This window comes from Streptomyces sp. NPDC020845, from assembly GCF_044334165.1.
GTDB lineage: Bacteria > Actinomycetota > Actinomycetes > Streptomycetales > Streptomycetaceae > Streptomyces.
On record NZ_JBIRSJ010000017.1, the window covers coordinates 51,743 to 63,634 of the forward strand.

Sequence of the window (11,892 nt, forward strand, 5' to 3'; positions counted from 1 at the left end):
CGGGGGGCCCGGGTGCCCCCCCCGCCGGGGGCCCCCCCCCCCCCCCCCGCACCCAAACCCCCGGGGGGGGCGGTCCCCCCCCCCACCCCCCCCCCGCCCGGCGTTTTCCGGCTCGGCCGGCGTTTGCGAGTGCGCGGCGGAGCCGGCTGTATCGCCACGCGGCGGAGCCGCTCATCGATACGGCCGGCTCCCCCGCGTGGCAGCACCGCAGGCAGGGGCTGCGAGGGAACAGCCCCTGCCCCGAGGCCCCGGGCCGGCCCGGCGGGTGCCCGGCTCTCGCCGGGCACCCGCCGGACACCCGTCAGATGTGTGCCGCTCCCGCGCCCGCCTCCGCGTTGTCGCCGCGCTTGGTGAACGCCGCCACCGCGGCCGCCAGGAGCGAGACGACGCCGGCGACGGTGAAGGCGACGCCCATCCCCGACACGAAGGTGTCATGCGCCACGCCGGTGATCTTGTCGACCAGCTCCGGCGGCGTGTTCGGGGCGAGCGGGGCCTTGCCGACCTCGACCGCCTTGGACGCCTGGTCCAACTCCTGCCCGGACAGCGGCCCAAGGCCGGCCCGCTGCCAGGCGCCGGGCAGATCGTCGTCGACCTTGGCGGCCATGACCGCGCCGAGCGCGGCCGTACCGATGCTGCCGCCGACCTGCATGGAGGCCTGCTGGAGGCCGCCGGCGACGCCGGAGAGCTCGATCGGCGCGTTGCCGACGATGACCTCGGTGGCGCCGACCATCACGGGGGCGAGGCCGAGGCCGAGGAGGCCGAACCACAGGGACATCTCGCCGGTGGAGGAGTCCACGTCGAGGGTGGACGCGCCGAACATCGACACGGAGGTGATCAGCATCGCGGCGACCAGCGGAATCCGCGGCCCGAGCTTGGTGATCAGCAGCCCGGCCACCGGCGAGGCCACGATCATCATGGCGGTCAGCGGCAGCAGGTGCAGTCCGCTGTCGACGGGGCTCATGCCGTGCACGTTCTGCAGGTAGAAGGTGACGAAGAAGAGCCCGCCCATGAACCCGAAGGCCATCAGCACCATCAGCACGGTGCCCGCGGACAGCGGTACGGAGCGGAACATGCGCAGCGGCAGCAGCGGCTCGCTGGTCCTGGTCTCCCAGAACGCGAACGCCGCGAAGCAGACGACGGAGATGCCGAGGAACAGCAGCGTCCGGGAGTCGCCCCACTGCCATTCGCCGGACTTGATCACTGCCCAGATCAGGCAGAACATCGCGCCGGACAGCAGCGCGATACCGGGGATGTCAAAGGACTTGGGGGCGTTCTCGGCGCGGTGGTCCTTGAGGATGGCCAGCCCGAAGACGAGGGCCAGGACACCGACGGGAACGTTGATGTAGAAGACGGACTGCCAGTTGACGTGCTCGACGAGCAGACCGCCGATGATCGGTCCGCCCGCGGTGGACGCCCCGATCACCATGCCCCAGATGCCGATGGCCATATTGAGCTTCTCGGCCGGGAAGGTGGCGCGCAGCAGGCCGAGCGCGGCGGGCATCAGCAGGGCGCCGAACAGGCCCTGGAGTACGCGGAAGACGACCAGCAGGGTCACGCTGCCGGACAGGGCGATGGCGGCCGAGGAGGCGGCGAAGCCGACGACCCCGATCAGGAAGGTCTGGCGGTGGCCGAAGCGGTCACCGAGCTTGCCGGCCGTGATCAGCGAGACGGCGAGGGCGAGCAGATAGCCGTTGGTGATCCATTGGGCGTCGGCGAGCGAGGCGTGGAGGTCTTCGGCGATGGCGGGGTTGGCGATCGCGACGATCGTGCCGTCGAGGGCGACCATCGTCACACCGATGGCGACGGTCAGCAGCGTCAGCCATGGGTGGCCCCGCAGTCCCTTCGGGGGATCGGGTATGGGAGGTTCCGGCGCCGCGTGGGCGACGGTGGTCTCAGACGTCATGTGGGGAGGCTAGTGTCAGTCGCTGACAATTGACAAACAAGTTCACGATTCGGTAACTGCCGGCTTTCCCGCGGGTATGGTGAGCGGCCCGAACGCGCCAGAAAGAGAGCCCCACAGGTGACAACGGACCAGGCGGTGGCCCCGCCACCAGCGGGACTTCGGGAACGCAAGAAGCAACGCACACGAGCCGCCCTGGTGCACTCGGCCCTGGAGCTGTTCACCCGGAACGGATACGACCACACGACGGTCGACGAGATCGCGGACGCGGTCGACGTCTCCCAGCGCACCTTCTTCCGGTACTTCGCCAACAAGGAGGAAGTCGCCTTCGCCGCCCAGGATGTGGCGGAGTCCCACTTCTTCGCCGCCCTGGTCGGCCGCCCCGCCGACGAGGCCCCGCTGGCCGCCCTGCACGGCGCCGTCCTCGACGCCTGGGACACCATCGGCGAGGCCGTCGCGCGACTGGTCCCCCAGGACCTCCATATGCGCATGTACTGCGTGATCGAGTCGACCCCCGCGCTGCTGGCCGTACATCTGCGCCGCACCGCCGAACTGGAGGAGCGGCTGGCCCGGGAGATCGCCCGCCGCGAGGGTCTTGACGTCGACGCGGATCCGCGGCCACGCCTGGTGGTCGCGGCGTTCGGCGGGGCGATCCGGGTGGCCGGCCGGCTGTGGGGCGAGCGCCAGGGGACCAGCATGGAGTCGCTGCGGGGCCTGACCGCCTTCCATCTCGACCATGTCGGGGCGGCGCTGGCCGAACGATGGGACAGATAATCCCAAATCAGACAAACCCAATAAAAAGCCTCCGGCGAAATCCCCTTCAAACGTGAGAAGCGTCACGGCATTTGGCAGCCACTACCACCCGTCTCCTAGGGTGTCCCGCGGTGACTTCCTTCTCTGAGCTCGGCTCCCCCTCCTCCGGCTCCACCGCCTGGCGTGCGCTGCTCGCCCTGGCGGTGGTGTTCGTCCTGCTCGCCACCACCGGCTGGACCGCCATGCGGCAGCAGAGAGGGCCCGCGGGGTCACTGGCCGTGGAGCTGGCCGCCTGGCGCAAGGGACACCTCCCGGCGGTGGCCAGGGGGCACCGCCCAGCGGTAGCCGGGGGAGGCGTACCGGGCGGCCGGGCCCTCCCCGACCCGTCCGGCCCGCCGCGCCGGCTGGCCCGCTTCCTGGACTCGCTCACCGCCGCCCAGCGCGAGCGCCTGGCCCGCCGCTACCCGCTGGTGCTCGGCAATATGAACGGCGCGCCGGTGGAGCTGCGCTACCACGCCAACCGGATCGCCCTCGTCCGGGCCCGGAACATCGAGCGCAAGCGGATGCACGACAGCGCGCTCACCCCGCTCGGCCGGCAGAACGCCGGGCGCCGGATGGAGCGCTACGAGGAGCTGCTGAGCGGCCACCGGCAGATCCTCGCCTTCGATCCCACCGGCTCCGGGCGGGCCGCCGAGGTCTTCGGCGACCTGGAACGCGCCGGCCGCGTCTCGGTCGTGGTGCCCGGTGTGGACACCAACATCCTGAGCTTCCAGAAGGACAAGCGCGGCTACACGGCGGTGGACGGCATGGCCCGCGCCCTCCACGACGCCGAGCGGGCTCTCGACCCGAACGGCAACAACGCCGTCATCGCCTGGGCCGACTACACCTCCCCCAGCGGCGTCGGCATGGACGCCGCCACCGGCAAGCTCGCCGCCGAGGGCGCCCTGCGGCTGCGCGCGCTGGTCAACGGCCTGCCCGCGCTCACCCGCGTCTCGCTGATGTGCCACAGCTACGGTTCGGTGGTGTGCGGGGTGGCCGCCCGCGATCTGGCGCCCAAGGTCACCGATGTCGCCGTCGCCGGCAGCCCCGGAATGCGCGCCGACCACGCCTCCGATCTGGGCACCAGCGCCCGGGTCTGGGCGATGCGCGACTCCGGCGACTGGATCCAGGACATCCCGCATGTGGAGGTCGGCGGGCTCGGCCACGGCGCGGACCCGGTCTCCTCCGACTTCGGAGCCCGCGTCCTGTCCGCCGACGGGGCACAAGGGCACGCCGGGTACTTCGAGCCGGGCACCACCAGCCTGGAGAACTTGGCCCGGGTGGGGATCGGCTCGGTCCAGTCCGTGCGCTGCGCGGACGGCGACACCTGCCGCTCCGGTCTGAGCTGACGGCCGTACCTGCCCCGTCGGACAGCCCGCTCCGCCCCGTCCGGCAGCCCGATTTGCCCCATCCGCCCCCCTGCCGTCGGCCCCGAGCTGACAGTGGGAACCTGAGCTGACGGCTGAAAATTAGCTGACGGCGCAAATTGATTTGACGCGCGTAACCTCCGAGGGGGGACGGGCGGGCCCCCGCCGCATACGATGAGCCGCATGGGTGATGTGCTGGCCGGTTTTCAGACCGTCTGGGAGTTCGATACCGACTCCGTGCTCATCCGCTTCGAACGGGGGATTCGTACGCCGAAGCTGCTGCAGGCGCTCGGCGAGCGTCGCATCCCCTACGAGGCGCTGTCCGCGGTGGAGGTCACCCCCGGCAAACGGGGGACGATAGTGCTGCGCGCCGTGCCCAGACCCGGCGCCGACCCCCTGATGGACGCCGCCGACGGCCAGCTCAAGGACGGGGGTGACCCGTACCGCCTGGTGCTGCCCGCCGAGCGCGGATCGCTCGCCGAGTACTACGCCGAGGAGATCCGCACCACCCTCGGCCCCGCGGCCGCCACCGCCGCCGAGTCCTATCTGGTCGCCGCGCCCACGCCGCCGCTGTCGTTCAAGGCGTACGACGGCAAGGCGTCCTTCGACGGCAAGGCCGTCTCGTTCCGCTGGTTTTGGACCGGTGCCTCCTCGGCCAAATGGAAGGCCGGGGACCAGCGCTTCCGGATCGACGAGCTGTCAGGCGTCGAATGGCGCTCGCCGGAGTCCAAGGGGGGCGCCGGCGGCTCCCCCAAGCAGGGGCGCAGCGGCTATCTGCGGCTGCTGGAGCACGGCGCGGAAGGCGGGCACCGCGGCGCGGACGGCTCGACCACCGGCATGGGCGGGGCGCGTGCGCGTGCGGGTGCGGGCGTGGTCGCATCCGGCTCGGCGGGCGCGGGGAGCACCGGAACCGTGACGCGGCCCGACCACGACCCCGCCGCGGTCGTCTTCGGCCTGGGCTACGGCCTGGTCCACGAGTCGCTGCCGTTCGCCGCGGCCGTGCTGGAGGCCGTACGGAGCTCCACCCCGGACCCGTCCGCCGGCCGCGCCCGCTCAGCGGCCCAGCCAGGACGACGCGACCCCGCCGATATCGCGGACCGCATTCGCCACCTCGGCGAACTGCATACGGCGGGACTGCTGACGGACGACGAGTTCAGCTCGAAGAAGGCCGAACTGCTGGCGGAGCTCTGACGGCCCCGGGCACCTGGGGGCTGGGGGCGCCTGGGGGCTGGAGGCACCTGGGGGCTGGAGGCACCTGGGGGCTGGGGCGACTGAGGGCAACCCCATACCGGGGTATGACGTCCGGGCGCGCCGTCACCCCTACGCTGTAAGCCGCCATGTCCCAGCCGCCGCAAGCCCAGACGCCGCCCGACCGCGGGGCGTCAGGGGCGTCCACCGCCGTGCCGTCCGCCGCGCACGAGAGCCTGCTGTCGGCCACCCGACAGCACACCACCTCCCTCGCACGGGCGCTCGTGACGCCCACATACCCCGCGACCCCGCTGCTCGCCAGGTCTCCCAGGCGCTGGCTGCGGCGGCTGCCGTACACGGTCGCGGGCCTGCTCACCATCATCCTGGTCCCGGTCACCGCCCAGCTTCTCACCAGGGACTACGGCCTGAACGGCGGGCTGGCCAGCATCCTGGCCGCCGCCCAGGCCGGACCGCTGCTGCTGGCCGTCACCCGTCCGCTGCCCGCCTGGTGGATCGCCTTCATCGCCGATACCGTCGGCGCGCTCGCGGTGTTGGGCTACGCCGACCTCCCCGAGCGCAGCTGGCCGTGGCAGCCGCCCAACATCATCGGCTATCTCTTCCTCCTCCTCTTCCTCGCGCTGCGCGAGCCCCGCCGCACCCTGGTCGCGGTCTGGCTGGTCACCGGCGGTGTGGGCGTGCTCCTGGGGATACCCGGCGCGAGGTACAGCGACGGCACCAATGTGCTGCTGTTCGTGCTCGGCGGTGTGGTGCTGCTGGTCGGCGGCGCGCTGCGGGAACGCGGGGACGCGCAGCGGCGGCTGGCCGAGCAGGAGACGATCAGCGAGGCGGAGCGGGCCCGCCGCACCCTGCTGGAGGAGCGCGCCCGGATCGCGCGCGAGCTGCATGACGTGGTGGCGCACCATATGTCGGTGATCACCGTGCAGGCGGACAGCGCCCCGTACCGGATCGGCGGCCTCCCGCCCGAGGCGGAGCGGGAGTTCGACACCATCGCGGCCACCGCCCGCGAGTCCCTGGCCGAGATGCGGCGGCTGCTGGGCGTGTTGCGCAGCGAGGACGCGCGCGGGGAGCGCGCGCCGCAGCCCGGGCTTGACCGGGTGCCACAGCTGGTCGAGGCGACCGTACGGGCCGGGATACCCACCACGCTGTCGATCGCGAAGGACGTGGCCGCGCTCGGGACGCTGCCGCAGGCGGTGGACCTGTCGGCGTACCGGATCGTGCAGGAGGCGCTGGCCAATGTGGTGCGGCACGCTCCGGGCGCCCCGACGAACGTGTCGATCCTGGCTTCCGCGGACCGTACGGGGCTGACCGTGCTGGTCGTCAACGGCCCGGCGAGCGGCACACCGGGACCGCCCCTGGAGACCACCGGCACCGGCCACGGCCTGGTCGGCATGCGCGAGCGCGTCCGGCTGGTCGGCGGCACCCTGGACACCGGCCCGCTGCCCGACGGCGGCTTCCGCCTCGCGGCCCGGCTCCCGCTCGTCGAGATGGCTGAGTCCACCGACGACACGGACGGAAGCCCGGCGGGCGACAGCCCGGAGCACGACGGCCCGGCACACACAGAAAGCACAGACGGCGCGGAAAGGTACCCTCTCGCCCCATGACCATCCGGGTGATCATCGTCGACGACCAGGCCATGGTGCGCGCCGGCTTCGCCGCGCTGCTCGCCGCGCAGAGCGACATCGACGTGGTCGGCGAGGCCCCCGACGGGAAGCAGGCGGTCGACGTCAGCCGCAGCACCCACCCGGACGTCGTGCTCATGGACGTCCGGATGCCCGAGATGGACGGCCTGGAGGCGGCCCGGCGAATACTCGACCCGCCGCCCGGCGTCACCCACCGCCCGAAGGTGCTGATGCTCACCACCTTCGACGTCGACGACTATGTGTACGAGGCGCTGCGCGCGGGCGCCAGCGGCTTTCTCCTCAAGGACGCGCCGCCCGCCGATCTCATCTCGGCCGTACGGATCGTGGCCGCCGGGGAGGCGCTGCTCGCCCCGTCCGTCACCCGCCGCCTCATCGCCGACTTCGCCCGGCAGCGCCCCGCACCGCGCAAGAACTTCACGGCGCGGCGCAGCGGGCTCACCCCGCGCGAGACCGAGGTGCTGGAGCTGATCGCCCGTGGTCTCTCCAACCAGGAGATCGCGGAGTCGCTGGTGCTGGCCGAACAGACCGTCAAGACGCATATCGGGCGGGTGCTCGCCAAACTGGGGCTGCGCGACCGCGCCCAGGCGGTCATCTTCGCGTACGAGTCGGGCTTGGTGACACCGGGTCAGTAGCCGGCGCCCGCTGAGCTTTCGCCTTGGCCCCCGCACCGGGCCACCCCCTACCCAGGTATGACCCGGCAGTTGGCTCCGAGGTGTGACGCTTCGCCACCCACCGCCTTCCTACGTTTCCCTCCGTCATCGCACAACGGAGGGGGACGCGACCATGTCGCATACACAGGTCGGCAGGCACCGGGCCCGCAGCCTGATCACCGCCGCGCTCATGGTCACCGTCATGGCGGGCACCGTCGGCTGGACCGTGGCCCATGAGCAGCAGCCCGTCACCGGCCCGCCGCCCGGTACGGCCGCCTGGCTCGCGGACCACTCGCCGGTCCCCGGCGCCGCGGGCCGGCTGCCCGATCCGGCCACCGCCTCGCCCGCCGAGATCGCGCGCTTCTTCGCCGGGCTCACCGCGTCCCAGCAGCGGACCCTGGCGCTGCGTCACCCCAGCGTCGTCGGCAATCTCGACGGCGCGCCCGTGGCGCTGCGCTACACCGCCAACACCCTCGCGATCCGGGCGGAGCGCGCCAAGGAGCGGGCCGCCGACCCGAAGAGCCCGCTCATCGACCGGTACACCCGACTCCTCACCCCCGGCCGCCGGATCCTGGCCTTCGATCCGCGCGGCCGTGGCCAGGTGGCCGAGGTGTTCGGGGATCTGATGGCGGCGCAGCGCACGGCGGTCCTCGTCCCCGGTTCGGACACCGACCTGTCGACCTTCGACCGTACGGACCACCACCCGTACGGCTCCGCGGCGGGCATGGCCAGGTCGCTGCGCGCGCAGATGGGCCGGGAGGCGCCGGGGGTCCGTACGGCCGTCGTCGTATGGGTCGGCTACACCACCCCGCTGGGCCTGGGCCCGGACGCCGCCACCGGTCGCCTCGCCAAGGCGGGTGTGCCCCGCCTCGACCGCTTCCTCGCCGGTCTGGCCGCGACGGCCGGGGATGCCGCGCAGGCCCCGCCGGCTGTCTTCTGCCACAGCTACGGCTCGGTCGTCTGCGGGCTGACCGCCTCCCGTCTCGACGGCGCCGAGATCTCCGATCTGGTGGTGTTCGGCTCCCCCGGTGTACGCGCCGACAACGCCGCGGACCTCGGCCCGGCCGCCCGGGTCTGGGCGGCGCGCGACGGCTCCGACTGGGTCCGGCGGGTGACCGGCTTCGACTTCCTGGGCCTGGGCCACGGCGAGGACCCGACCGACCAGTCCTTCGGCGCGCGCGTGGTCTCCGCGGACCGGGCCCACGGCCATACGGGCTACTTCGCCCCCGGTACGGAGTCGCTGCGCAACTTCGCGCGGATCGCCCTCGGTCGCTACGCGGCGGTCAGCTGCGCGGACAGTGCGGACGGCGCGGACCACGGCGGCGACTGCCGCCACGGCCTGGTGTGAGGGGGCTCATACGCGAACACGGCAACGCCGGCCTGGACGGATCCAGGCCGGCGTTGTCGTACGGCGTCGGCCCTATGGCCTCAGCTGTGTGGCGTTACGGCTTGTCGAAGGTCCAGACGGCGTGGTCGCCGGGGCCCACGACGAGGGTCGAGTTGCCGATCCGCTCCACGTGCCGGTCGTCCACCGACGCGTTGAGCGACATCTGGATCTGCTTGAGACCCACCTTGTCGGCCGGAACCACGTCGTACTGAATCGTGGTCAGGCCGTCCTTCACGAGGACGCCGCCCGGGACCTCCTTGATGTCCAGCCCGCCGGCCTTGAACAGCGGCAGCTGCGTGTTGAGGTCGCGTTCGGTGACGGCGAAGCGGATACGGGTCAGGTCCCGCATCTGGTGGTCCTTGTAGGTGTCCGGCAGGTAGCGCTGACGGCTGGTGTCACCGGGGTAGCTCGCCGGACCGGTCTTGCTGCGCGGGTCGGCGAAGTACTCCTCCCGGTACTCCATCGCCCACGAGCCGAAGGAGTCATAGGGATAGTCGGCAACGGGGAACTGGACGCCGTCGAACCACGGCACCAGGACGCCGTCGCCGAAGTTACGCGACTGGAGGAATTCGTCCAGCTTGTTGAACCCCTGATCCCGCAGCCCCTGGCTCACCTTCGCCAGGTCGCCGTCGTGCTCGGTCGAGTACGCGACGGAGCTGGAGCCGAAGTTGGCGTCCTGGCCCGGCAGGTCGCCGGTCCCGAACAGCTCGATGTAGGTCTGGCCGCCGTAGAGGTAACGGCCCTTCCAAGTGAGGTCACCACTGCTCGTGGTGCGGACCTCGAAGTTGGCGAACTTCCGCAGAAAGTCCGAATTCTCCACGGCGTCGGCCGTCTCGCGGTCGACGACTCCGTAGGAGTGGTTGTAGTAGAGCACCTGCTCAGCGGCCGACTTCTGGCTCTCGGCGGTCCGCGCCGACTGCGCGCCGGCCTCGACGGTCCCCGTGAAAGCAACACCGGCGACGACAGCGAAGCCGACGGTTGCTCTTAACATCCGACGAATAAACATGGTGCAGATCTTAGTGAAGTGGGTATCGGAAAGGGAAGCGCTATTTGTTATTCCTTGAATGAACGGTCGACAAGACCGGGACTCGGAAGACAAAAAGCACCACCGGGACCAAGTCCACCCTGCAATGCTTTTCCGGTGAGTTCCGGAAATGAGCGTTTTCCAACTTGCCGTAACGCCCACCTTCGCAATGGTCGCCCATACGCCCAACTCCGCCGGAGCGCCGGGGCACGGTCCGAGTGCGGACAACAGCCGCAATTACCGTATCGCCGTGGAGCGACCGGAGGCGGGCCGACCGGCGTTGGTCCATCTGGTGAAACGCGGCAAGAGCGAGTTCATACTGTCGGGGGAAGAACGGGGAGCCGGCGCAACCGGAGTTGCGCTGCCCAACTGCCGGTGGTCGTTGTGCACTGCGCGGCTTCGGCATCAAACGTTTTTCCAAGAGGGGGTGGGAGGAGGCCCGATCCCGCGGGGCATCCCCTCGCCGGAAATTCGATGGCTTTCACACCCGCTCCGTCACCCGGCGGGCACCGGCGTAGATATCGATCTTGAAGTCGAGAACCTGCAGGGTGTCCTGAAGCTCGGCGATTCGCTGCCGCACGCTCTCCCGGTGCGCGGTCAGCAGCTCCTCGCGCTCGCCGAAGGTGTGCTCCCCCTCGCGCACCAGCTCGGCGTAGCGGACCATGTCCGCGACCGGCATCCCGGTCAGCCGGAGCTTGCCGACGAGGGAGAGCCAGTCGAGGTCCTTGTTGGTGAAGCGGCGCTGGCCGGTGTGCGTGCGGTCCACATGCGGCATCAGCCCTATCCGCTCGTACCAGCGCAGGGTGTGCGCCGACAGCCCGGTGTGGGCGACGACCTCGCTGATCGTGTAGCGGTCCTGTCCGGTGGGCCGGGGGTGGGTGGCCGTCCCCGCACATGTCTGCACCTTCACCGGCGCGCTCTCCAACACGGTCATGCCGCCTCGCCGCCCTCTCGCAGTCGTAGATCCGTAGGCCTTTACACCGTCCTCAACGCTATTGACTTGGAGTGCACTCCAAGCAAGCGGAGTTTTGGCGAAATCTTGGGCCCGGTGAGTGCGCACGGCGCCCGGCATTAGGCTCTGCGGCATGGAGAGCCTGCGGTTGATCGAGAACTGGCCCGTCCCCACGGCGGCCGCCGCCGTCGTGCGCGCGGACGGCACGGTGGCCGGATCGTACGGCCCGGCCGGCCATCGCTTCCCCCTCGCCTCGGTCACCAAGCCGCTCGCCGCGTACGCCGTGCTGGTCGCCGTCGAGGAGGGTGCGGTCGAGCTGGACGAGCAGGCAGGGCCCGAGGGCGCCACGGTCCGCCATCTGCTCGCCCACACCTCAGGGCTCGCCTTCGACGAGCACCGCGCGGCCGCCGCGCCCGGCACCCGCCGGCTGTACTCCAACGCGGGGTTCGAGGTGCTGGGCGATCACATCGCCAAGGCCACGGACATCCCCTTCGCCGAGTATCTGCGCCAGGCGGTGCTGGAGCCGCTGGGCATGGCCTCGACCGATCTGCCCGGCTCCCCCGCCAAGGACGGCGTGTCCACCGTCGCCGACCTGGTCCGCTTCGCGGCCGAGCTGCAGGCCCCGCGGCTGCTGGCCGCCGAGACGCTGGCGGCGGCCACCTCCGTCGCCTTCCCCGGCCTGGGCGGGGTGCTGCCCGGCTATGGGCACCAGCGGCCCAACGACTGGGGGCTCGGCTTCGAGATACGCGACGGCAAGTCGCCGCACTGGACGGGCGCCGCGTCCTCGCCCCGCACCTTCGGACATTTCGGGCAATCCGGTACGTTCCTGTGGGTGGACCCGGAGGCGGGGGCGGCCTGTGTGGCGCTGACGGACCGCGCCTTCGGCCCCTGGGCGATCGAGGTCTGGCCCGCGCTGACCGACGCGGTCCTCGCCGAGCTGCGCGCCTGACCCACGTACAACAACACGTACG

General features: G+C 71.4%; 10 protein-coding genes. 7 read left to right on the forward strand and 3 right to left on the reverse strand.

The window, feature by feature from the left end; genetic code table 11:
- Positions 1-301: 301 nt before the first annotated feature.
- Complete coding sequence (locus ACH4U7_RS38815; protein ID WP_398532476.1) at positions 302-1,903, reverse strand: MFS transporter; 1,602 nt, start codon at positions 1,901-1,903, stop codon at positions 302-304.
- Positions 1,904-2,020: 117 nt separating this feature from the next.
- Here ACH4U7_RS38815 and ACH4U7_RS38820 point away from each other — a divergent pair, with 117 nt between their 5' ends.
- From ACH4U7_RS38820 to ACH4U7_RS38845, 6 genes are all read left to right on the forward strand, one after another.
- Entirely contained in the window at positions 2,021-2,674 is a 654-nt protein-coding gene (locus tag ACH4U7_RS38820; RefSeq protein WP_398532477.1) for a TetR family transcriptional regulator, read from the forward strand.
- A 110-nt stretch (positions 2,675-2,784) separates the two neighbouring features.
- Entirely contained in the window at positions 2,785-4,041 is a 1,257-nt protein-coding gene (locus ACH4U7_RS38825; protein WP_398532478.1) for an alpha/beta hydrolase, read from the forward strand.
- A gap of 201 nt (positions 4,042-4,242) precedes the next feature.
- Positions 4,243-5,250: a DUF4429 domain-containing protein gene (locus ACH4U7_RS38830; protein WP_398532479.1), complete on the forward strand. Its 1,008-nt coding sequence runs from the start codon at positions 4,243-4,245 to the stop codon at positions 5,248-5,250.
- A gap of 146 nt (positions 5,251-5,396) precedes the next feature.
- Positions 5,397-6,869: a sensor histidine kinase gene (locus tag ACH4U7_RS38835; RefSeq protein WP_398532480.1), complete on the forward strand. Its 1,473-nt coding sequence runs from the start codon at positions 5,397-5,399 to the stop codon at positions 6,867-6,869.
- Positions 6,866-7,540: a response regulator gene (locus tag ACH4U7_RS38840; RefSeq protein ID WP_398532481.1), complete on the forward strand. Its 675-nt coding sequence runs from the start codon at positions 6,866-6,868 to the stop codon at positions 7,538-7,540. The genes ACH4U7_RS38835 and ACH4U7_RS38840 overlap by 4 nt, the downstream gene beginning before the upstream one ends.
- Before the next feature lie 151 nt (positions 7,541-7,691).
- Entirely contained in the window at positions 7,692-8,906 is a 1,215-nt protein-coding gene (locus ACH4U7_RS38845; RefSeq protein ID WP_398532482.1) for an alpha/beta hydrolase, read from the forward strand.
- Between the two features lie 94 nt (positions 8,907-9,000).
- Here the strand turns inward: ACH4U7_RS38845 and ACH4U7_RS38850 are convergent, their stop codons facing one another.
- The gene (locus tag ACH4U7_RS38850) at positions 9,001-9,936 is read right to left on the reverse strand and encodes a DUF5829 family protein (protein ID WP_398532483.1); all 936 of its coding nucleotides are present in this window, start codon (positions 9,934-9,936) and stop codon (positions 9,001-9,003) included.
- 514 nt (positions 9,937-10,450) lie between these two features.
- A complete protein-coding gene (locus ACH4U7_RS38855) occupies positions 10,451-10,903 on the reverse strand; it encodes a MerR family transcriptional regulator (RefSeq protein ID WP_398532484.1) in 453 nt (150 codons plus the stop codon).
- 151 nt (positions 10,904-11,054) lie between these two features.
- Here ACH4U7_RS38855 and ACH4U7_RS38860 point away from each other — a divergent pair, with 151 nt between their 5' ends.
- Entirely contained in the window at positions 11,055-11,870 is an 816-nt protein-coding gene (locus ACH4U7_RS38860) for a serine hydrolase domain-containing protein (protein WP_398532485.1), read from the forward strand.
- The last annotated feature ends 22 nt before the right edge of the window (positions 11,871-11,892 follow it).